The organism is Streptomyces sp. NPDC094147, from assembly GCF_044764265.1.
Lineage (GTDB): Bacteria > Actinomycetota > Actinomycetes > Streptomycetales > Streptomycetaceae > Streptomyces.
The window spans coordinates 81348-102176 of sequence record NZ_JBIWHT010000014.1; the positions used below are offsets into that span (position 1 = coordinate 81348).

17 protein-coding genes are annotated in these 20829 nt (G+C 72.8%); 4 read left to right on the forward strand and 13 right to left on the reverse strand.

Going from position 1 to position 20829, the window contains the following annotated elements; all coding sequences use genetic code 11:
• Positions 1 to 3 precede the first annotated feature (3 nt).
• Complete coding sequence (locus tag ACIQ8J_RS21385; RefSeq protein ID WP_403275363.1) at positions 4 to 864, reverse strand: polysaccharide deacetylase family protein; 861 nt, start codon at positions 862 to 864, stop codon at positions 4 to 6.
• A gap of 118 nt (positions 865 to 982) precedes the next feature.
• Complete coding sequence (gene lysX / locus ACIQ8J_RS21390) at positions 983 to 4252, reverse strand: bifunctional lysylphosphatidylglycerol synthetase/lysine--tRNA ligase LysX (protein ID WP_403275364.1); 3270 nt, start codon at positions 4250 to 4252, stop codon at positions 983 to 985.
• A gap of 71 nt (positions 4253 to 4323) precedes the next feature.
• Here lysX and ACIQ8J_RS21395 point away from each other — a divergent pair, with 71 nt between their 5' ends.
• Entirely contained in the window at positions 4324 to 4803 is a 480-nt protein-coding gene (locus tag ACIQ8J_RS21395) for a universal stress protein (RefSeq protein ID WP_403275365.1), read from the forward strand.
• Positions 4804 to 4866: 63 nt separating this feature from the next.
• Here ACIQ8J_RS21395 and ACIQ8J_RS21400 read toward each other — a convergent pair whose 3' ends face one another.
• On the reverse strand, positions 4867 to 6072 hold the full coding sequence (locus ACIQ8J_RS21400) for a CapA family protein (protein WP_403275366.1): 1206 nt from the start codon (positions 6070 to 6072) through the stop codon (positions 4867 to 4869).
• A gap of 280 nt (positions 6073 to 6352) precedes the next feature.
• On the opposite strand from ACIQ8J_RS21400, the gene ACIQ8J_RS21405 reads away from it, so the two are divergent.
• Positions 6353 to 6973 (forward strand): sigma-70 family RNA polymerase sigma factor, encoded by a 621-nt coding sequence (locus ACIQ8J_RS21405; RefSeq protein WP_403275367.1) that lies wholly within the window; start codon positions 6353 to 6355, stop codon positions 6971 to 6973.
• Here ACIQ8J_RS21405 and ACIQ8J_RS21410 read toward each other — a convergent pair.
• Positions 6874 to 7080 carry a zf-HC2 domain-containing protein gene (locus ACIQ8J_RS21410; RefSeq protein WP_403275369.1) on the reverse strand — a complete coding sequence of 69 codons (207 nt, stop codon included), beginning with the start codon at positions 7078 to 7080 and terminating at the stop codon, positions 6874 to 6876. The two genes, ACIQ8J_RS21405 and ACIQ8J_RS21410, sit on opposite strands and share 100 nt — an antisense overlap.
• 123 nt (positions 7081 to 7203) lie before the next feature.
• Between ACIQ8J_RS21410 and ACIQ8J_RS21415 the strand changes: the two genes are divergently transcribed.
• The gene (locus tag ACIQ8J_RS21415) at positions 7204 to 7698 is read left to right on the forward strand and encodes a hypothetical protein (RefSeq protein ID WP_403275370.1); all 495 of its coding nucleotides are present in this window, start codon (positions 7204 to 7206) and stop codon (positions 7696 to 7698) included.
• A gap of 7 nt (positions 7699 to 7705) precedes the next feature.
• Here the strand turns inward: ACIQ8J_RS21415 and ACIQ8J_RS21420 are convergent, their stop codons facing one another.
• From ACIQ8J_RS21420 to ACIQ8J_RS21435, 4 genes are read right to left on the reverse strand one after another with little or no spacing between them, the layout of a single operon-like run.
• Positions 7706 to 8887, reverse strand: coding sequence for a sensor histidine kinase (locus ACIQ8J_RS21420; RefSeq protein WP_403275371.1), 1182 nt, complete (start codon positions 8885 to 8887; stop codon positions 7706 to 7708).
• Complete coding sequence (locus ACIQ8J_RS21425) at positions 8887 to 10563, reverse strand: cation acetate symporter (protein ID WP_403275373.1); 1677 nt, start codon at positions 10561 to 10563, stop codon at positions 8887 to 8889. The genes ACIQ8J_RS21420 and ACIQ8J_RS21425 overlap by 1 nt, the downstream gene beginning before the upstream one ends.
• A complete protein-coding gene (locus tag ACIQ8J_RS21430) occupies positions 10560 to 10952 on the reverse strand; it encodes a hypothetical protein (protein WP_403275374.1) in 393 nt (130 codons plus the stop codon). The genes ACIQ8J_RS21425 and ACIQ8J_RS21430 overlap by 4 nt, the downstream gene beginning before the upstream one ends.
• Before the next feature lie 44 nt (positions 10953 to 10996).
• Positions 10997 to 11743: a LytR/AlgR family response regulator transcription factor gene (locus tag ACIQ8J_RS21435; protein WP_403275376.1), complete on the reverse strand. Its 747-nt coding sequence runs from the start codon at positions 11741 to 11743 to the stop codon at positions 10997 to 10999.
• 72 nt (positions 11744 to 11815) lie between these two features.
• On the opposite strand from ACIQ8J_RS21435, the gene ACIQ8J_RS21440 reads away from it, so the two are divergent.
• Positions 11816 to 12439, forward strand: coding sequence for a zf-HC2 domain-containing protein (locus ACIQ8J_RS21440; protein ID WP_403275378.1), 624 nt, complete (start codon positions 11816 to 11818; stop codon positions 12437 to 12439).
• A 7-nt stretch (positions 12440 to 12446) separates the two neighbouring features.
• Here ACIQ8J_RS21440 and ACIQ8J_RS21445 read toward each other — a convergent pair whose 3' ends face one another.
• The 5 genes from ACIQ8J_RS21445 to ACIQ8J_RS21465 form a co-directional block, all read right to left on the reverse strand.
• Complete coding sequence (locus tag ACIQ8J_RS21445) at positions 12447 to 13307, reverse strand: Fpg/Nei family DNA glycosylase (protein ID WP_403275380.1); 861 nt, start codon at positions 13305 to 13307, stop codon at positions 12447 to 12449.
• Positions 13308 to 13336: 29 nt separating this feature from the next.
• Positions 13337 to 14668, reverse strand: a complete 1332-nt coding sequence (locus ACIQ8J_RS21450; RefSeq protein WP_403278387.1) for a wax ester/triacylglycerol synthase family O-acyltransferase — start codon at positions 14666 to 14668, stop codon at positions 13337 to 13339.
• 190 nt (positions 14669 to 14858) lie between these two features.
• Positions 14859 to 16850: a SpoIIE family protein phosphatase gene (locus ACIQ8J_RS21455; RefSeq protein WP_403275585.1), complete on the reverse strand. Its 1992-nt coding sequence runs from the start codon at positions 16848 to 16850 to the stop codon at positions 14859 to 14861.
• A 243-nt stretch (positions 16851 to 17093) separates the two neighbouring features.
• Positions 17094 to 18344: a DUF6777 domain-containing protein gene (locus tag ACIQ8J_RS21460; protein WP_403275484.1), complete on the reverse strand. Its 1251-nt coding sequence runs from the start codon at positions 18342 to 18344 to the stop codon at positions 17094 to 17096.
• Positions 18345 to 18440: 96 nt separating this feature from the next.
• The gene (locus ACIQ8J_RS21465; protein ID WP_403275486.1) at positions 18441 to 20795 is read right to left on the reverse strand and encodes an alpha-L-fucosidase; all 2355 of its coding nucleotides are present in this window, start codon (positions 20793 to 20795) and stop codon (positions 18441 to 18443) included.
• Between the last annotated feature and the right edge of the window lie 34 nt (positions 20796 to 20829).

Genomic DNA, 20829 nt, shown 5'->3' on the forward strand with positions numbered 1-20829 from the left:
CGCTCATCTGCGGCGCGGCGGCACCTTCAACTCGTAGCCCTCGGACAGGAGTTGGGGAAGGTAGGTGCGCAGGGCGGCGACGCTCTGCGAACGGTCGCCGCCCGCGTCGTGCGAGAGCACCACGACGCCGGGGGCGGCGCCGTCCAGGACCCGGCGGACGATGGTGGGGGTGCCGGGCGTGGTCCAGTCGAGGGAGTCGACGGTCCAGGCGAGCGGCTCCATGCCCATCTCGGCCTCGATCTCGAACACATTGCGGTTCCAGGCCCCGTACGGCGCCCTGAACCACTGCGGCGGCTCGCCGAGTACCTGCTCGATGACCTCGCTGGTGCGGCCGATCTCGGAGCGGATCACCGCGGGGGCCGTCCTGTTGAGCTGCGGGTGGGTCCAGGTGTGGTTGCCGACGACGTGCCCGTCGTCCTGCATCTCGCGCAGCAGGTCCCGGTTGTCGGTCGCCATCTCGCCGCAGACGAAGAACATCGCGCGCACGTCGTGGTCGCGCAGCGTCTTCAGGATGCCCGGGGTGTAGCGCGGGTCGGGCCCGTCGTCGAAGGTGAGCACCATCGAGCGGTGGCCCAGCTGAGGCATGCTCAGGAAGGGTCTGACCCGCACGGGCGGCAGCGCGGTGTGGTAGCGGGGCGGGGTGTAGTCGGTCATGGGTTCCAGGCGGTACGCGCTCGCCCGCAGCCGGGGCGCGGGGGCCCGGGGCCCGGCGGCGGGACCGGCGGCGGGACCGGCCGCCCGGTGCGGGGTCCCGGGGGTGACGGTGTCCTCCGCTGTGAGCATCCGTACCGCGGCAGCGGCTCCGACGCAGGCGGCGACGCGCAGCAACGTCCGTCGGCTGGGGAGCATCTGATCCCTTTTCACGACATGCGGCTTTTGTTCGTCATGTCGGAAGATTAGGCGCCCGGCTCGTTCCGGGGTCCGCGAAACGTCAGCACCGGCACCACACCAGCACGAATGGAGTCACCGGGCGGGGCGGTCCTCAGGTGCGGCGGACCAGCGGGAAGGGGAGGGTCTCGCGGATGGTGAGACCGGTGAGGAACATGACGAGCCGGTCCACGCCGAGGCCGAGACCGCCGGTCGGCGGCATGGCGTATTCGAGCGCGTCGAGGAAGTCCTCGTCGAGCTCCATGGCCTCCGCGTCGCCGCCCGCCGCGAGCAGCGACTGCGCGGTGAGCCTGCGCCGCTGCTCGACGGGATCGGTCAACTCCGAGTAGGCGGTGCCCAGTTCGGTGCCGAAGGCCACCAGGTCCCAGCGCTCGGCGAGCCGCGGGTCGGTGCGGTGCTGCCGGGTCAGCGGGGACACCTCGGTGGGGAAGTCCTTGTAGAAGGTGGGCAGCCGCGTCTGCTCCTCGACCAGCCGCTCGTACATTTCGAGCACCACGTCGCCGCGGGAGTTGTCCGCGGTGTGCGGGATCCCGGCCCGGTCGCAGAGCCGGCGCAGCGTCCGCTCGTCGGTGTCGGCGTCGATCTCCTCGCCGAGCGCCTCGGACACCGCGCCGTACAGCGTCTTGACCGGCCAGGGCCCGGAGATGTCGTACTCGGCCACCTTGCCGTCCGGCCCTGCCTTGCGGGCGATCGGGGAGCCGAAGGCGGCGGTGGCCGCGCCCTGGATCAGTTCGCGGGTCAGGTCGAGCATCACGTCGTAGTCGGCGTACGCCTGATAGGCCTCCAGCATCGTGAACTCGGGGTTGTGCTTGTAGGAGATGCCCTCGTTGCGGAAGGTGCGGCCCATCTCGAAGACCTTCTCGACGCCGCCGACGCACAGCCGCTTCAGATAGAGCTCCGGCGCGATGCGCAGATACAGGTCCAGGTCGTAGGCGTTGATGTGGGTGGTGAAAGGGCGGGCGTTGGCGCCGCCGTGGATCTGCTGGAGCATCGGCGTCTCGACCTCCAGATAGCCCCGGTCGAGCAGGCCCTGGCGCAGCGCCTGGACGGCGGTCGACCGGGCCCGTACGACCTCGCGGGCCTGCGGGCTCGCCACCAGGTCGAGGTAGCGGCGGCGTACCCGGGCCTCGGGGTCGGCGAGGCCGCGCCGCTTGTCGGGCAGCGGGCGCAGGCACTTGGCGGTCAGCTGCCAGCCGGTGGCGAACAGCGAGAGCTCGCCCTTGTCGCTGGTGCCGGTGGTGCCGGTGGCGGTGATCTGGTCGCCGAGGTCGACGTCGTGGGTGAACCGGTCGAGCACGGCGGCGCCCGATCCCGCGCGGGTGAGGACCAGTTGCAGGTCGCCGGACCAGTCGCGCAGCACGGCGAAGACGACGCCGCCGAAGTCGCGTACGGCCATGACCCGGCCGGCCACCGTGGCGCTCTCGCCCTCACCGGCGGCCCTGAGCCGCGCGAGGGTGTGGGTGCGGGCCGGGACGACGACGGGGTAGGGGTCGGTGCCGTCCGCGCGCAGCCGGTCCAGTTTGCGGTGGCGTACCCGTACCTGTTCCGGGAGTTGACGCTCCGTCAGCTGTTCGGCTCCGGGGCCCGCGAGCCCGAGGGCCTCGATGGAGGGCAGCCCCGCGGTGGTGACGGGCTTGCTGACGCCGCCCGGCCGGCCCTTGCCCCAGAGCTTGCGCAGGCTCGGTACGGAGACGAAGCCCTCGGCGATGCCTGATGCCAGCCCGACCCGCGCGAGCGAGCCGGCGTCGCCGTAGCAGAGGAAGCGGGGGTACCACTGCGGCTGGTACTTGACGTTGGAGCGGTAGAGCGCTTCGAGCTGCCACCACCTGGAGAAGAACAGCAGCAGCTTGCGCCACAGCCGGAGCACCGGTCCCGCGCCGATCCGCGCGCCCTCCTCGAAGGCCGAGCGGAACACCGCGAAGTTGAGCGAGACCCGGTGCACCCCCAACTTCGGTGCGTGCGCGCAGAGTTCGGCGACCATGAACTCCATGACCCCGTTGGGTGCGGTGCGGTCGCGGCGCATCAGGTCGAGCGAGATGCCGTCCGGGCCCCACGGCACGAAGGAGAGCAGCGCGATCAGGGTGCCGTCGGCGTCGAAGGCCTCCACGAGCAGACAGTTGCCGTCGGCCGGGTCGCCAAGGCGGTCGAGGGCCATCGAGAAGCCGCGTTCCGTCTCGGTGTCGCGCCAGGCGTCGGCGCGGTCGATGACCTGCTGCATCTCCTCGTCGGTGAGCGCCGAGTGGCGGCGGATGCGGGTGGTCGCGCCGGTCCGCGCGACCCGGTGGACGGCCTGCCGGGTGACGCGCATGTCGCGCCCGTCCAGGTCGAACTTGGCGATGGGCAGGATCGCCTCGTCGCCGAGCTGGATGGCGCCGAGTCCGTGCCGGGCGTAGACGGTGGCCGCCTCCTCCGACGCGCCCATCACGGCGGGCGCCCAGGCGTACTGCCGGGCGATGTCGAGCCAGGCGTCGATGGCCGGGCCCCAGGCCCCGGGGTCGCCGACCGGATCACCGCTGGCGAGCGCCACGCCCATCTCGACCCGGTAGGTGACGGCGGCCTTGCCGCTGGGCGAGAACACCACCGCCTTGTCGCGGCGGGTGGCGAAGTAGCCCAGCGAGTCCTGGCGGCCGTACGCGCCGAGCAGTGCGCGGATGCGCGGTTCCTCGTCGCCGTGCAGGGCGGCCTCCATCCGCTGCGAGCGGAAGAGGGTGGCGGCGGCGTTCAGCAGGGCGATCGCGCCGAACAGGCCGAGGAAGAAGTAGAGGGGCCTGGGCGGCTTCCCGTCGAACTGGCCGCTGGAGACCAGGCCGCCGAAGACGCGGTTGGTGGCCCACAGCAGGCGCTGGCCGCGCGGCAGGGTGCCGGGGAACAGCTCGACGAGTCCCCAGCCGACGAGCACGCCCGCCACGAGCCCGAGGAACAGGACGCCCACCGCCCGGCGGAAGGCGCCCCGCCGGGTCTCGGCGTAGAACTGCCTGCGGGCCAGGATCAGCACCACCAGCGCGGCGCCGCAGAACACCCCGTTGGGGATCCACATCCACTCGGCGACGACGATCAGCAGGGCGTCGAGCAGGAAGAGCAGGCCCAGATAGCAGACGACCAGCCACCAGGCGACCTTCTTGCGGGCGCCGATCGCGGCGGCGAGCAGCAGCAGGAAGACGGCGTACGCGAGGTTGCCGCTGACCGGCACCGTGACCCGGTCGAGGAACCAGGCGATCGGGAAGAGCACCCGGCGCAGCGGGGGGATGAGCGCGATGACTGTGCAGAACAGCCCGAGCACGGCGAAGAACATCGCGAACGCTTCGGGCACCCGCCCCAGAAAGCCGGTCCGGGACGGTATCGGCGCCGCCTCGCTGACACTCATGCTCAGCACTCTAGGGAGACCCGCGCCGGGGCGCCTGTCGGATGGGGCACCCGGCCGGTTAGCCTCACTCCGTGACAGAGCAGCAGCCCCAGCCCCACCACCAGTCCCAGCGGTTCGAACGCGGTACCGACGGTCCGAAGGTGATCGTCGTCGGCGTCGACGGCTCGGAGTCCTCGCTCCGGGCGGCGGCGTACGCCAGTGGCCTGGCCCGGCGGCAGAACGCCCTGCTCGCCATCGTGTACGTGCAGCCCGTGATGTCGGCGGGGGCCGCGCTCGGCGCGCCGGTCGCCGACACCACCGGGGAGATCGCCGAGGGCCTGGTCGCCGAGATCAGGGCGGCGGCGGAGCGGGTCCGGGGCATCTGGGACGTCCGCTGGGAGTTCCACACCTTCCGGGGCGACCCCTACGCCGGACTGGTGAGCGCGGCCGACGAACTCACGGCGGACGCGGTGGTGGTGGGCGCCTCGGAGTCGGCCGGCCACCGCATCATCGGCTCGGTGGCCGTCCGCCTGGTGAAGGCGGGCCGCTGGCCGGTCACGGTAGTCCCGTAGCGCTCCGCGGGAAGTGTCGTTCGTCGGCTGCGGGCCGGGCCGTGGCCGCTCGCGCGGTACCGCTCAGCGCGACATCATCAGGCCGTCCTTCGCCGCGCCGCGACTCAGCACCGCCTCCCGGATGTGCTCCTGCGCCGCCGTGTAGTCCTCCCGGCCGGGTGACTTCGCGAGGGCCTCGGGCAGGCTCATCACGCGGCCCCGGTCCACGTCGATCCACTGCGGGATGAACTCCGCCTTGGTGACCTCCCACCGCGCCCCCCGCCTGACCGGCGGCGTGAAGGTGAAGCGGGCGATCGAGCTCATGTTGCCGCGGTGGTCGCGCGCACCCGTCTCGTTGAACATCTTGCCCGCGATCTGGTCGCCCTCCCCGTACACGATCCAGGTCCCGTTGACCTTCTCGTACGCCTGCGGGATGTGCGCGTGGGTGCCGAGGATCAGGTCGATGTCGGGGCGGCCGCCGGTCTTCGACGCGGTGAGCGCCTTGCCGAGCGCCAGTTGCTGCTCGTCGGGCTCGGTCTGCCACTCCGTGCCCCAGTGGACGCTGACGACCACCACGTCGGCGCCCGCGGCGCGGGCCGCCCGCGCGTCCGCGATGATCTTCTTCCGGTCGATGAGATGGACCGCCCACGGCTGCCTCTCCGGCATCGGATGGCCATTGGTGTCGTAGGTGTACGCGAGCTGCGCGACCCTCGCTCCCCCCGCCGACAGCCGCGCGGGGCGGGCCGACTCCGGGGCGGTGCGGCCCGACCCGGTGTGTTTCAGGCCCACCTTGTCGAAGGCTTTCAGGGTGCGGGCGATGCCGTCGGCGCCGTCGTCCAGGGTGTGGTTGGAGGCCGTCGAGCAGGATGCGTATCCGGCGTCCTTGAGCGCGGCCGCGATCTGCGGCGGGGACGTGAAGTCCGGGTAGCCGGTGAAGGGGCCCTCGTCCGGCCCGTACACGGTCTCCATGTGACAGATCGCCAGATCGGCCCCGGAGATGATGGGCTTGACCCCGGCGAGCATCGGCTCGAAGTCGTAACCCCGGCCGTCCGCATCGGAGTTGGCGTGCGCGATGGTCGACTCGTGCGGGAGCACGTCGCCGGTGGCGACCAGGGTGAACGGGCGCCGGGCGAACGCGGGCCCGGAGGCCGGGGGCCGCCGGAAGAGGTCCTGGCGGTGCGGGGGCTCGACGGAGGGCTGGTGCCCGTCGCCGCATCCTGCTGTGGCCGCGAGCAGCAGGGCCGCGACGGCCGCCGCCCTGCCTCGCGCGCGCTGGGTCGGCTGCTGCATCGGCGTCGGGCTCCGTTGATCGGGTGCGGTCGGTCGTCTGTCCGAAATCCACCCCCCGAGCACGGGCCGGTCAAGCCGAAAGGCCGCTCATATGCCCGAAGTTCGCTGGAACGGACGCACGCCGTCGCCCGCCCGGCCTCGTCCGCGGACCGCTCGGCGCACCACTCGCCGCTCGCTTCGACCGCTCGTCGCACCGCGCGGTGCACGACCTGTCCTCTTCCGCCCGGATGCGCTCGGATACGGACTGCGGTCGACGGCATCCGGGGAAAGGGCGTTCACGGTGGGCACGGCAGTCGCGGACACCCGGCGGTACGCCCCCGAGCGGGATCTGGCCGAACTCCAGCGCGCGCACGGTCCCGCGCTGCTGCGCTTCCTGCTGGGGCTGACCTACGGGGACCGGCAGCGGGCCGAGGATCTCGTGCAGGAGACGCTGGTACGGGCCTGGCAGCATCCCGAGGCCTTCGAGGCGCCGTACCACTCGATGCGGCCCTGGCTGTTCACGGTCGCGCGGCGGCTCGCCATCGACGCGCGCCGGGGCCGCCTTGCCCGGCCCGCCGAGGTCGGCGACGAGGTGCTGCTGGCGACGGCGGAGCCCGGCGATCACACGGAGCGTTCCGCCGCGGCGCTCGATGTCCGCGAGGCCGTGAAGACGCTGAGCCCCCAACACCGTGCGGTTCTCGTGCAGTTGTACTTCCGCGGGCTGAGCGTGAACGAGGCCGCCGAGGCGCTGGGCATCGCGCCGGGGACCGTCAAGTCCCGTTCGTACTACGCCCTGCGCGCACTCGCCCGGGTGCTGCCCGGCTATTCTTCCTCAGGCCCCGAAGGGCTCTGCTCGGTCGGCGCCAGGTCCGCCTCGGTGAGCAGGGCCAGCAGCGACGGCGCGTCCGCGACCTCCAGGTAGGCGGTGCGGCAGCCGGCGCAGCGGCGCAGATGCGCGGCGACATCGCGGTCCTCACCGGGCGCGAGAGCGCCGAGTACGTACGCGCCGAGCAGCTGCCGCACATGCATGAGCACCTCGTGTCTTGTGACGGATCCTGCCCTTCTGGCCACGGCGGGCACGCGCCCCCGGTTCAATGCTCCCTGGAGCTCCCCGGGAGCGCCGGGAACGGTCGATGAAAGAGGCGAGACAGGATGCGTCCGGAGGGAAGTAGCGGGACCAGTGGTGGCGAGCTGGTGGTGCCGATGGCATGGATGTACGCGGAGTACATCGCCGACGAGTTACTGCGTACCGGCGATCTGATGCCGCCGACGACGCTGGAGTTCCGGGCGGGGCGCAATGCGCTGGCCCTGACGATCTTTCTGTCCGACGGGGCGGTGGGCGGGGCCCGGGTGGTGGCCCGGCTGGAGGAGTGGAGTTCGCTCACCGCGGCCGGGCGGCCGTGGCGGCGCTGGGTCTGTTCGCGGCTGCGGCGGCTGGTCCGCGAGGAGGATCCGGGGCCCGATCTGGCGCTGGCGCGGGCCGCCTGGCGGTGGCTGGAGGAGACCGAGCTGCTCGCGGCCGATCTGGACGCGGTGGTGCCGGGCGGGGTCGATCCGCACGCGGGCGAGGAGGACGAGCCCCGGGTGTGGACGCCGGCTTGGGAACTGGGCCTGCCATTGGGGCACTTGGCGATCCATCTCTTCTGATATCACGTCAGCTGTGCACACCGGCACGGTATTTGGGAATGCGGGCCGTCACCTTCATGCCCGCGCCGACGCCGGTCTCGATGACCAGGCCGTACGCGTCGCCGTACACCTGGCGCAGCCGCTCGTCGACGTTGAGCAGGCCGATGCCGGCCGAGGATCCGCCGTCGCCGCGCAGGATGCGGCGCAGCAGCTCCGGGGCCATGCCGGCGCCGTCGTCCTCGATGACGACCTCGGCCTCGCTGCCCGCGTCCAGGGCTCTGATGGTGATGTGACTGGTGGTGACCCTGCCCTCGATGCCGTGTTTGACGGCGTTCTCCACGAGCGGCTGGAGGCACAGGAACGGCAGGGCGACCGGCAGGACCTCGGGCGCCACCTGGAGGGTGACCGAGAGCCGGTCGCCGAAGCGGGCTCGCACGAGGGCCAAGTACTGGTCGATGGAGTGGAGTTCGTCGGCGAGCGTGGTGAAGTCGCCGTGCCTGCGGAACGAATAGCGGGTGAAGTCGGCGAATTCCAGGAGGAGTTCGCGGGCCCGCTCCGGGTCGGTCCGGACGAACGAGGCGATGGCGGCCAGCGAGTTGAAGATGAAATGCGGGGAGATCTGGGCGCGCAGGGCCTTGATCTCGGCCTCGATCAACCGAGTGCGGGAGCGGTCGAGCTCGGCGAGCTCCAGCTGTACGGAGACCCAGCGGCCGACCTCGCCCGCCGCCCGCGCGAGCACCGCCGACTCGCGGGGCGCGTAGGCGATCAGCGCGCCGAGCACGCGGTGGTCCACGGTCAGCGGGACGGCCACCGCCCAGCGCAGCGGGCAGTCCAGATCCTCGCAGGACAGCGCGAACGCCTTGTCGCGTCCGGTGCCGAGCAGCGCCCGCACCTGCTCCATCACCTGCGCGCCGTGGTGCTGCTCCCCCGCCCCGTCCCAGGTCAGGACGGTGTCGCGGTCGGTGAGGCAGAGCGCGTCGGTGCCGAGCAGCGAGCGGAGCCGGCGGGCCGATCTGCGGGCGGCCTCGCCGGTGAGGCCGGCCCGCAGCGGGGGCGCGGCGAGCGAGGCGGTGTGCAGGGTCTCGAAGGTGGCGTGTTCGACGGGTGTTCCGACATCGCTGGTACGGCGGGTGCGCGCGGTGCGCCGCCCGAGCAGGAATCCGGCGCCGGCGAGCAGCGGGCCGAGGAAGAGCAGTGCGGCCAGGGTCATCACCGGCCCCCTCCCCCGCGGGCCAGGGCCTCGGGCAGGTGGAAGCGGGTCAGGGCGGCGTTGGTGCCGGGCGGGATCCGGCCCGGGGTGGCGAGCGAGACCAGGACCATGGCGAGGAAGCCGACGGGCACCGACCACACGGCGGGCCAGGCGAGCAGCGCGTGCAGGAGTCCGGGCGGGGCTGCCCCGAGCACGGTGGCGGCGACGGCGAGCAGCGCCGAGCCTCCGCCCAGCAGCAGCCCGGCGGCCGCGCCCGGCGGGGTCAGGCCCCGCCACCAGATGCCGAGCACGAGCAGCGGGCAGAACGAGGAGGCGGACACCGCGAACGCCATCCCGACGGCGTCGGCCACCGGCACCCCGCTGACGAGCAGCGCGCCGAGCAGCGGTACGGAGATGGCGAGCGGGGTCGCCAGGCGGAAGTGGCGTACGCCCCGGGACGGGAGCACGTCCTGGGTGAGGACTCCGGCGACCGCCATGGTGAGCCCGGAGGCGGTGGACAGGAACGCGGCGAAGGCACCGCCCGCGACCAGCGCGCCGAGCAGATCGCCGCCCACGCCGCCGATCATCCGCTCGGGCAGGAGCAGGACGGCCGCGTCGGCGTCGCCGGTGAGGGCGAGTTCGGGGGCGTACAGGCGGCCCAGTGCGCCGTAGACGGGTGGCAGCAGATAGAACGCGCCGATCAGGGCGAGGACGACGACGGTGGCGCGGCGGGCCTCACGGCCGCCGGGGCTGGTGTAGAAGCGGACGACGACGTGGGGCAGCCCCATGGTGCCGAGGAAGGTCGCCACGATGAGGCCGTACGTGGCGTACAGCGGATGTTCGGTGCGGGCGGCGCTTCCGGGGACGCGGGTTCCGGCACTGAGGGCGAGCCGGGTGCCTGCCTCGATGCGGTGCTCGCCCGCCGGGAGCGTCAGCGCTTCGCCGTCGTGGTGACGGCCGTCGACGGTGCCGTTCGCGCGGACGGCGAGGGGTTGGGCCAGGCGCAGGGTGAGCGGGTCGGCGAAGCGCACGGTCTGCTGGTGGCGCAGGGCGGCCGGTTCGTCGTAGACGGGGCGCGGTCCGCCGTCGCCCTGCCAGGCGAGCACGAGGAAGAACACGGGGATGAGCAGCGCGGTCAGTTTCAGCCAGTACTGGAAGGCCTGGACGAAGGTGATGGAGCGCATGCCGCCCGCGGCGACCGCGAGGACCACGACACCCGCGACGAGCACCGGTCCGAGCCAGCTCGGCGCCCCGGTCAGGATCTTCAACGTCAGTCCGGCGCCCTGGAGTTGGGGCACCAGGTACAGCCAGCCCGCGCCGACCACGAACACGCTCACCAGGCGGCGCACGGCCCGCGATTCGAGCCGCCCCTCGGCGAAGTCGGGCAGGGTGTACGCGCCCGAGCGGCGCAGCGGGGCCGCGACGAAGAGCAGCAGCACGAGGTAGCCCGCGGTGTAGCCGACGGGGTACCAGAGCATGTCCGGGCCCTGGACCAGGACGAGGCCCGCGATGCCGAGGAAGGAGGCGGCGGAGAGGTATTCGCCGCTGATGGCCGCCGCGTTGAGACCGGGGCCCACCGTGCGCGAGGCGACGTAGAAGTCGGAGGTGGTGCGCGATATGCGCAGGCCGAACCCGCCGACGAGGACGGTCGCGAGGACGACGGCGGTCACCGCCACCACGGCGTACGTCCGGCTCACCGGGCCCGGCGGCCTTCCGTCGGGCGGCCATCCGTCGGGCGGTCGGCGACCAGGCGGGCGAAGTCGCGTTCGTTGCGCTCGGTGGCGCGCACGTACCACCAGGCGATGAGGCCGAGCGGCGGATAGACGGCGAAGCCGAGCACGAACCAGGTGACCTCGTCGTCGTGCAGGGCGCGGAAGGCGAACGGGAGGGTGGCGACGGTGAGGGCGAGCACGGCGAAGCCGGTGAGCCCGGCGCGCAGTTGGCCCCGCATCAGGGAGCGTACGTAGGCGCCGCCGAGCGCGGTCTGCTCGTCGATCTCGGACTGGGCGCGGTGGCGGGGCAGCGGGCGGACCCTCCTCGGCTCCCCGGTGACCCGCTCGCGCCGCGCTGCCTGCTCTGCGGACATGGCGCGGAGTGTACGCAGCGCATCACGGCTCGGGGAAGGGCAGGTCAGAGCCGGGGGCGCCGCAGCAGCCGGTCGCGGACCGTGCGGGCGTGGCGGCGGCTGACCGGGAGTTCGGCGCCGCCGATCCGCACGCTCATGCTGCCCGCGTCCAGGCGGAGTTCGTCGATGCGGTCGAGCGCGACGAGATGGCTGCGGTGGATGCGGACGAAGCCGCGGCTGCGCCAGCGCTCCTCCAGGGTGGACAGCGGGATCCGTACGAGGTGGCTGCCGTGGGCGGTGTGCAGCCGGGCGTAGTCGCCCTGCGCCTCGGCGTACGCGATGTCGCCGACGGCCAGGAAGCGGGTGACACCGCCCAGTTCGACGGGTATCTGGTCGGGTTCCTGGACGGTCGCGGAGCGGTCGCCGATCAACTCGGCCGCGCGGCGGACCGCTTCGGCGAGCCGTTCCCCGCGTACGGGCTTGAGGACGTAGTCGACGGCCTTGAGGTCGAAGGCCTGGACGGCGAAGCCCTCGTGGGCGGTGACGAAGACGATCAGCGGCGGGCGGGCGAATCCGGCGAGCAGCCGGGCGATGTCGAGCCCGGTGAGCCCGGCCATGTGGATGTCGAGGAAGACCACGTCGACGCCCTGCTCGCCGTCGGCCCCCGCGTCCAGGGCGGCGCCGATCAGCCGTAGCGCGTCGGTGGCGCCGGTGGCGCCTTCGGCGGAGCGGATCCGGGGGTCGGAGCGCAGGAGGTAGAGGAGTTCTTCCAGGGCGGGGGCTTCGTCGTCGACCGCCAGTACGCGCAGCATGAGGCCGGAGTTTAGGTGCGGCGGTGCGGGTGTGTCTTGAGTGTTCGGGCCGGTTCCTGCGTACCTGACGGCATGAGTTCGCCGCAGATCCACCAGGACGTCGGGGCCTACGCCCTCGGCGTGCTCGGCGTTGCCGACGCCTTCCGGTTCGAGGAGCATCTGGCGGGGTGCGCCCCTTGCAGACGGCTGCTCGCCGAGTTCGGCGGCGTGACGGCGCTGCTCGCCGCGTACACGGCGGGCGGGGTGGCAGAGCCCGGCCCGGTGTCGCCGGAGGTGCTGCACCGGATGCTGGGGGCGGTGGCGAGGCGGCGCCGGCGAGGTCGCGCGGCGCGGATCGCCCTGGTGGCCGCGGCGGGGGTGCTGATGGCCGGCGGGATCGGCATCGCCCTGGAGCCCGCGGCCCCGCCGTGGCGGGTGGTCTCGCACGCGCCGGGGGTGACCGCGTCCCTGGTCACGGCGCCGAAGGACTGGGGCACGGACGTGGAACTCGGCCTCGCGGGCGCGCCGCCGGCCTCGTGCACGCTGGTCGCGGTGGGCCGGGACGGCACCGAGCAGACGGTGGCGACCTGGGCGGACCGGGGCGGGCAGCCGGTACGGATGCGGGGCGCGGCGGCGCTGGCGCAGAACGCCATCGCGCGGTTCGAGGTGCGTACGGCGGGAGGGGCCCGGCTCGCGACGATCGGCCCGGCCGGGTGAACGGCGGCTACTTGAGCAGTTTCGACAGGCGCCGGTCCGCCAGGATCTTGCCGCCGGTCTGGCAGGTGGCGCAGTACTGGAGGGAGCTGTCGGCGAAGGACACCTCGCGCACCGTGTCGCCGCAGACCGGACAGGGCAGGCCGGTCCTGCCGTGCACGCGCAGGCCGCTCTTCTTCTCGGCCTTGAGGCGGCCCGCCGCGAGGCCCCGCGAGCGCTCCACCGCGTCGGTGAGGGTGGTGCGCAGCGCCTCGTACAGCGCGGTGATCTCCTCTTCGGTGAGATGGGCGACCGGTTTGAACGGTGACATGCGGGCGGCGTGGAGGATTTCGTCGCTGTAGGCGTTGCCGATTCCGGCGATCAGGGACTGGTCGCGCAGCGCGCCCTTGAGCTGGCGGCGCTCTCCGGCGAGCAGCGCGGCGAGGTCGTCGCGGCCGAAGCCGGGGGCCAGCGGGTCGGGGCCGAGCCGGGCGATGCCCGGGACCTCGGACGGGTCGTGGACGAGGTGGGCGGCGAGGCTCTTGCGGGTGCCCGCCTCGGTGAGGTCGAAGCCCGCGCCGCCCGTCAGCGCGATGCGCAGGGCGAGCGGGCCCTTGCCGGGTTTCGGCGGGGCGGCGGGCAGGGTGTCGTGCCAGCGCAGCCAGCCCGCGCGGGCGAGGTGGACGCACAAGTGCAGCCCGTCGGCGTCGATGTCGAGGAACTTTCCGTGCCGGGCCACACCGGTGACGGTGCGCCCGGCCAGCGCGGTGTACGGCGGGTCGTACGTCTTGAGGACGCTGATCGCGACGGGCAGGGCGCTCGCGATCTCCTGGCCGACCAGTTGGTCGGCCAGGAAGTCCCGCAGGGCCTCGACTTCGGGCAGTTCCGGCATACCTACCAGGGTGCCCCGGCCGCGCGGGCTCAGCGAGCCGCGGTGGCCGCGAGGAGTTCCGCGAGCTCCTGCCCGAAGCAGGCGGCGAGGCGGTCCACGTCGGGCACCGCCTTGCCGTCGGCCACCAGGCCGATGTGGACCCGGCCGCCGTACGGGGACAGGGCGATCGCCAGGGACTGGCCCCGGGCGAGCGGGGCCATCGGGTAGATCTCGCGCAGCGGGCAGCCGCCGAGCGAGAGCTGGGAGCGGGGCAGCGGCACGCTGGTGACGAGCAGATCGAAGAGGACGCGGGCCGCGTTCTTGGCGAGCGGTGCGCCGAACCGGTGGGCCAGCGGCGGGAGTTGGTCGGCGAGCAGGGCGACGGCTCCGGCTCCCCTGCCGGGTCCGGCGGCCTTGTTGCGGTCCATGGCGGTGCGCACGAAGGCGAGCCGGGCCAGCGGGTCGGGCTCGGCGACCGGAAGGCCGAGCAGATAGGCGGAGAGCTTGTTGCCGGAGCCGGGCGGGGCGCCGGGGCGGCGGCGCGAGACCGGGACCAGGGCGCGCGGTTCGGCGCCCGGGATCCTCGATCCGCGCTCCAGGAGCCAGCGGCGCAGCCCGCCCGCGACGACCGCGAGCAGCACGTCGTTGGCGGTGCCGCCCTCGGCCCGGCGTATGCGCTGGACGTCCTCGTGGTCGAGTACGGCGGTGGCGAGGCGGCGGGTGCCGCTGGAGTCGGCGGCGAGTGCGGAGCCCGCGCCGAGTTCCAGGCGGCTGGCCCGCATCACGGAGGCACCGATGCCCACGGCCCGGGTGAGGTCGCCGACCCGGTCGCGGGCGAATCCGGCGACCTGGCGGGGGCCGGGCAGCCAGGAGCGGGGCGGGACGGGGCGGCGGCGGGCGCGCGGCTCGGCGAGCTGGTCGAGGATGCCCGCGCCGATGGCGACCGCGCGCATGCCGTCGGCGAGCGCGTGGTGCAGCTTGACCAGGACGGCGAAGGCTCCGTCGTCCTCACCGGTCAGCACATACATCCGCCAGGGCGGCAGACCGCGCTCCAGCGGATCTTCCATCAACTCCCCTGCGACGCGGGCGGCTTCGGCGCGGAAGTCTCCCGCGGGCAGCTGGACCCGGCGGACGTGGCGGCGGACGTCGAAGTCCTTGTCGGCGACCCAGGCCGCGCCGCCGACGGGCAGCCAGACGCCGCGTACGCACATCCGCAGGCGCCCGATGGCCGCGGCGCGCTCCGCGAGGAGTTCGAGGATCCGCTCGCCGCCGCTGCCGGGCCATGCGTCGAAATGCGCCAGCGCACCCAGATGCATGGGGTGCTCCGCCGATTCGAGGTGCCAGAACGCCAGATCAAGAGGTGCCAGCAGCTCACTGCTCAAGGGGTTCCTCATGTCGCTCGGTGCCGATCGGGCGGCGACGGTGACGCCCGTACAGAGTGAGCAGTCAAACCCCGGTGCACGGTTACGGTCAAGTAATGGACTGTTACGTATAGTTACTGCCAGGTATTGATCAGCTTCCGATCAGCCGCTGTTCAAGTGCCGACCGTGCGGGGCGTGCCGGCTGTGCTGGTCAGCGGGCTCTGCGCTCCGGCACGACGAACTCGCACCACACGCACTTGCCGCTGCCCCGCGGCTCCACGCCCCATACGTCGGCGAGCCGGTCCACCAGCATCAGGCCGCGCCCGGACACCCCGGAGTCGCCCGCCTCGCGGCGGCGCGGCAGGGCGCTGGAGCGGTCCTCCACCTCGACGCGCAGCCGGCGTTCGGGCCCGGAGAGCACCCGGACGGTGACGATCGCCCCGCCGTCGGTGTGCATCAGGGCGTTGGTGATGAGCTCGTCCGCGGCGAGCTCGACCTCGTCGGACCGCTCCCGGGCGCCCCAGGCGCGGACCGCCGCGCGGATCATGTGCCGCGACGAGCTCAGCGCCTCCGGGTCGTTCTGCGCGACGTGCTGGCGGAGCCTGCCGCCGATCTGCGGTGCTTCCGTGGCGCGCCGGCGCAGCAGCAGCAGGGCCACGTCGTCGTCACCGCCCCGCTCGTCCGTCACGTCGCAGAGCCGGTCGGCGAGCTGCTCCAGGTCCTCGGGGCCCGAGCGGACCAGGGAGGCGAGGAGCTGCATCCCGTCGTCGAGGTCGGCCCCGGGCTGCTCGACGAGTCCGTCGGTGTAGAGCAACAGGGTCTGGCCCGGGTCGAGTTCGACGGTCGACACCGGGTATTCGAGCCGCCCGAACTCGGCCGAGAGGCCGAGCGGAAGGCCGCCCTCCACGGGCAGTCTGCGGCAGCTGCCGTCCTGGAAGCGCACCAGCGGGTCGACGTGCCCGGCGCGCACCATCTGCACCACACCGGTGCTCAGGTCGGCCTCCGCATAGGTGCACGTCGCGAACCGGTCGGTGTCCAGTTCGTGCAGGAAGACCGAGGCCCGCGCCATCACGGTGGCCGGCGAGTGCCCCTCGGCGGCGTACGCGCGCAGCACGATGCGCAGCTGCCCCATCACGGCGGCGGCGTCCGTGTCGTGTCCCTGTACGTCGCCGATGGCCACGCCGACCCGGCCGCCGGGCAGCGGGATCACGTCGTACCAGTCGCCGCCGATGTCCCGGCCGAACCGCGCCGAACGGTAGCGGACCGCGAGCTGGGCGCCGGGCACCTCCGGGATCCGGCGCGGCAGCATCGCCTGCTGGAGCCCCTCGGCGAGGTCGTGCTCCTGCTCGTACAGCATGGCGCGCTGGAGGGACTGGGCGATCGAACTGCCCAGCGCCACCAGCAGGTTGCGCTCGTCGCTGGTGAATCCGGACTTGTCGCTGTAGAGCAGCCCGAGCGCGCCGATGGGGCGGGCCTGGGCGATCAGCGGCAGATAGGCGGCGGAGGTGATGCCGAGGCCGCTGATGTTCGGCCACAGGCCGGGGTAGGACTCGGCGAAGTCCTGGGGCGACTCGATGAAGCGGGGCGCGAGGGTCCGCACCACCTCGCTCATCGGGTACCGCTCGTCCACCCGGGTCCACCGGGTGCCCGGCACGAAACTGCCCTCGGGTCCCTCGGCGATCAGATGGATGCGGCCCGCCTCCAGGAGCCCCATCACGAGGCTGGTGGCGCCGAGGTACTCGGGGCCCCGCGAGTCCTTCATGACGTCGATGACGTCCTTGACGGTCCTGGCGTGCGCGAGGGCCGCGGTGGTGGCCTCCACGACGCTGGTCGTGCGGCGCCGTTCGTCGTCCAGGCCGACCCGGGCGGTGGACTCGGCGAGCTCCTGGGTGGCGTCGCGGACGATGCCGACGATGCGCAGCGGGCGGCCGGTGTCGTCCCGGCGCACGAAGCCCTGGGTGTGGGTCCAGCGCAGGCTGCCGTCGCGGCGGCGGATACGGAAGTAGACGCCGTAGTTGACGCTGCCGTTCTTCAGGGCCTGCGAGACGAGCGCGTCGAGCCGGACGGCCTCGGCGGGCGGCACCCGGCGGGCCAGCGTGTCGGGCTTGTTGTCGTACTCGTCACGGCGCAGGTCGAACACGTCGAGCGCGGGCTCGTCCATGTGCATCAGGCCGGTGACCAGGTCCCAGTCGAAACTGCCCATGCGCAGGTCTCGGCCGTACGAGTGAAGGAAGCGGCATTCCGCGCCCTCGTCGAGGTCGCCGCACCGGCACGCTTGTGCTGCCCCTGCGCCCCCTGCACCCGCGTCCATGGGGCCACGCTAGGCGCAGCCCGGAGCGCTCGCATGCGGGAGGCACCGGGTGCTGACGGCCGCCGCCGGGATCGCCGGGAGCCCCACCGCGCGGTGCGGTGGGGCTCCCGGCGATCTTGACGGCCTCGGCCGGTCTCAGATGTTCTCCGAATCCGGTGAGGGCCCGAAGATGCCGGACTCAGGCCCGCTCGGCGGGTTCGTCGGGATCTCCGTCGGCAACGAGGGCTGCGTGCTGGTCCCGCCGTTGTCGGACGGTACCAGCGGGGTCGAGGTCGAGGACGTGACGGGCGAGGACGTCGCGGGCGACGGCGTCGACGGGCCCGGCACCGGTGCGGACGGCGACGCGGTCACCGTCGTGGTCGCCGTGGCGCAGCCGCTCGGAGCCGGTGCCGCCGGAGTCCGCAGCGCCACCGGCGGCCCGGACTGGCCCGGTGCCGAAGGCGTCCCGTGGGCCGTGACGGTCGGCGCCGGGGTCGGGCACGAGGAGCTCGGCGACGGCGACGTGCTGCCAGACGGAGAAGTGCTGGTGGACGGCGAGGTACTGGTCGACGGAGAAGTGCTGGTCGACGGCGAGGTGCTGGGGCTCGGCGACGGCCGCTCGGGGACCGGCGGCTTGTTCGGGTCGATCGTGATGTCGGGGCGCCGTCGGTCGCGCTGCCCGTCGTCGCCGGTCTGCCGCTCGATCCAGGTGTTGTTGGTGATGTTCACGATCACCAGGCTGTTGATGATCACCGTGGTGGGCCGGATGACGACGACCCGGTTGGGCTGGTAGCCGGGCCACGGCTTGCCCTTGTTGTTCCAGCCGCCCTGGTGGGCGTTGGGCGGCTTCAGCGGATTGCCGCAGGCGCACCGCACGCGCGGCTCGCCGTGGTCGTCCACCAGCACGGCGGTGCCCGCTTCGAGGACCGACTGGAAGCTGGTGGCGGCGCCGGCGCGGAAGCCGTGGTTGGTGACGCGGGTGTCGACCCGCAGCACGACCGGGGTCAGGCCGCGCAGGAAGCCCGGTACGGAGGCCGGGTCGATCCCTGCGGCGTCGGCGAAGGCGCGCCCCTTGGCCTGGTCGCCGCCGAGGAAGCGGATCTGCTTCTCCACGTCGCAGCTGGCGACCGACTGCGTACCGCCGTACAGGCCCGGTGTGGCGCCGGAGACGGTACGCGTCGACACGCTGGAGCTCGGCGCGCCGGACGGTGCGCCGGGCGGCGTGGGGGTCGCCGTCGATGCGGCCGTGGACTGGGTGAACGGGTCCGGTCCGGCTGCCGCGATCGGCTGGAGGTTGAGGTCCTGTTGACTGTCGGCGCCGCTGGCGCCGCCACCGCATCCGGCGGCGAAGGCGCCGACGGACAGTACGGCGGCGGCAGCGGCGAATCTGCGCAGGGTCGAGGGCACGTGGATCTCCCACCTGTACGCCCCGAGTTGCTCCCCCATTGTGTGCCGCAGCCGCACGCGTCCCGCAAACGGAGGGGGTCCGGCCGGGTCAACCGCTCATCGAAGCCACTCCACCTTGAACACCCAGGCGTGGCTGCCCGCGGCCCGCGCGGCGGGCGGTACGTCGATGACGAGGCCGCTGCCGCTCGTGCGCCAGGTGAGCGGCCGCCCGTGGCCGAGCATCGTGATCCTGTCCCCGGCCCGCACCGGCACCGGTGCCCCGACGGTGAGTGTGGCCCCCGGCCTGGCCAGCGAGTGGATGTAGAAGGCCCGGCCCGGCCGGACGGTGAACCGCAGATCGGCGCCGAGCTGCGGCATCCGCGCCCAGTACGTGGATCCGTACACCGCCTCGCCGTTGGTCTTCAGCCACTGCCCGGTCTCGCGCAGCCGGCGCTGCATGATCTCGGGGATGGTGCCGTCGGCCCGCGGCCCGATGTCGAGGAGGAAGTTGCCGTTCTTGCTGACGATGTCGACCAGGGTGTGCACGACCTCCTCGGTGCTCATGTACTTGTCGTCGGGGGTGGCCCGGTTGTAGCCGTAGCTGAACGGGTCCAGGCCCCGGCTCGCCTCCCATTTCGCCGTCACCACCGTGTCGTACGTGGCGTACTCGGGCGTCGTGAAGTCGTGCGGCCCGATGCCGGAGCGGTTGTTGACGGTGACCTCGATGGGGCGGGGCCGGTTCTTCGCGTGGTTGAAGTACTCGGCGAGCACCCGGTGGCTGTCGTTGGCGCCGCCGATGTCGCACCACAGGATCTCCGGGTCGTACCCCTCGACCAGCTCCAGCATCTGCGGTGCCTGGAGGTCCTTGATGTAGTCCTTGCCCGGTGTGTAGCCGGTGTACGGGAGCGGCTGGAGGGTGTACGGGTTGCGCGGGCCGTGCCCCTGCCAGGGGCTGTCCGGGTTGAACCACTCCGGCATCGAGAAGTACAGGCCCCGGTGGAGTTCGGGCGCGTACTGCTTGGACGCCTCGAACAGGGCGCGGACCAGGTCCTTCTTCGGGCCCATCTTGACCGCGTTGCGGTCGGACACCTTGGTGTCCCACAGCGCGAAGCCCTCGTGGTGCTTGGAGGTGAGGACGTGGTACTGGGCGCCCGCGTCGCGGAACAGCTCGACCCAGGAGCGGGGGTCGAACCGTTCGGCGGTGAAGCGGGGGATGAAGTCGTCGTAGTTGAACGACTCGCCGTAGGTCTGGCGGTGGTAGGCGTGGGTGGGGTTGTTGGGGTCCTGCATCTGGGCCCAGTACCACTCGGCGTACTGCACCCCGACGGGCGCCCAGGCCGGTACCGAGTAGACGCCCCAGTGGATGAAGATGCCGAACTTGGCGTCCTGGAACCAGTAGGGCGCCTGGTGCGAGGACAGCGAGGCGTCGGTGGGCGTAAAGTCCGGTACGCCGAGGGTGAGTTGGCGGGTGGCGGAGGCTGCTTCCCGGCCCCGGCCGCGTGCGACCACGCGCCCGGCGCGCTCGGTGCCCGGGGAGGTGCCGGTCCCGGGCCGGATGCCGATGCGGACCCTGGCCTGGTCGCCCGGGTGGAGCCGGGTGATCGGGGCGGGTGCGACCGTACGGGCTCCGTCGACCTCGACCTGGACGCTGAGCGCGTCGGAGGCGAGCAGGGTGACGGTGCCCGCGTTGATCACGGTGGCTTCGACGCTCTGGGCGCCGGAGGCGAGCGTCATGGTGGTCGAGCGGGCGTCCCGCAGGGTGACCGCTCGCCCCTCGGCGGCGGGTTGCAGGGAGAGCGCGAAGACGTGCAGGGACGGCTTGTTCGGCTGCGCGGGGTTGGTGACGGGGAGGGTGAGCGCGACCGCCTCGCGGCCGGGGTCCATGGGCAGCTCGGCGGTGGCGACGACGACCTGGTGCGGATCCTTGACCCCGCCAGGGCCATAGCGGTAGGCGGCGGTCAACTGCCCGCTGCCGCTGTACCAGTCGGGGCCGCCTAGCGCGGCGGCGGAGGTGCCGCCGTCGGCGTAGTGGACGGTCGCCTGCCCCGATGCGTCACCGTAGCTGGCGGCGACGAGGAACAGGCCGGAGAGATAGCGTCCCCGGGGCAGCTCGATGCGCTGTCCGAGCGCGACGATGTTGTTCTTCGCTCCGGCGGCGGCGCCGGGGAACACATACGCGACTCCGTCCAACTGCACGTTCCCGGCCGGGAGTTCCTCACCGGGAAAGGTGTATCCGGAGCCGTCGAAGTCGCCGCCGCGGGCGTTCGCGGTGTCGATGCCGTCGTTGTCGAACCAGCGGTCCAGGGCGACCGGGACGGCCGGGGGGACCGTCCCCCACTCACCGCCCTTGCCGGGCCTGCCGGTTGACGGGGTCAGGGGGCTCGCGTCGGCCGTGGCCGGGGAGAGAAGGGCGGCGCCGACTGCCGCCCCCGCCGTCATTCCGAGTACATGGCGTCTGGGAAGTTCGGTCATGACATCCGATGATTGAAGCGAATCGAAGGCATGT

Bases quoted from the DNA above. Each gene is read 5' to 3' on its own strand.
- ACIQ8J_RS21465 (WP_403275486.1), bottom strand. From the start codon at position 20,795: ATGACCGAACTTCCCAGACGCCATGTACTCGGAATGACGGCGGGGGCG.
- ACIQ8J_RS21445 (WP_403275380.1), bottom strand. From the start codon at position 13,307: ATGCCGGAACTGCCCGAAGTCGAGGCCCTGCGGGACTTCCTGGCCGAC.
- ACIQ8J_RS21435 (WP_403275376.1), bottom strand. From the start codon at position 11,743: ATGCTGCGCGTACTGGCGGTCGACGACGAAGCCCCCGCCCTGGAAGAA.
- ACIQ8J_RS21440 (WP_403275378.1), top strand. From the start codon at position 11,816: ATGAGTTCGCCGCAGATCCACCAGGACGTCGGGGCCTACGCCCTCGGC.
- lysX (WP_403275364.1), bottom strand. From the start codon at position 4,252: ATGAGTGTCAGCGAGGCGGCGCCGATACCGTCCCGGACCGGCTTTCTG.
- ACIQ8J_RS21420 (WP_403275371.1), bottom strand. From the start codon at position 8,887: ATGACCCTGGCCGCACTGCTCTTCCTCGGCCCGCTGCTCGCCGGCGCC.
- ACIQ8J_RS21415 (WP_403275370.1), top strand. From the start codon at position 7,204: ATGCGTCCGGAGGGAAGTAGCGGGACCAGTGGTGGCGAGCTGGTGGTG.
- ACIQ8J_RS21455 (WP_403275585.1), bottom strand. From the start codon at position 16,850: ATGGGCAGTTTCGACTGGGACCTGGTCACCGGCCTGATGCACATGGAC.
- ACIQ8J_RS21410 (WP_403275369.1), bottom strand. From the start codon at position 7,080: ATGCATGTGCGGCAGCTGCTCGGCGCGTACGTACTCGGCGCTCTCGCG.
- ACIQ8J_RS21400 (WP_403275366.1), bottom strand. From the start codon at position 6,072: ATGCAGCAGCCGACCCAGCGCGCGCGAGGCAGGGCGGCGGCCGTCGCG.
- ACIQ8J_RS21430 (WP_403275374.1), bottom strand. From the start codon at position 10,952: ATGTCCGCAGAGCAGGCAGCGCGGCGCGAGCGGGTCACCGGGGAGCCG.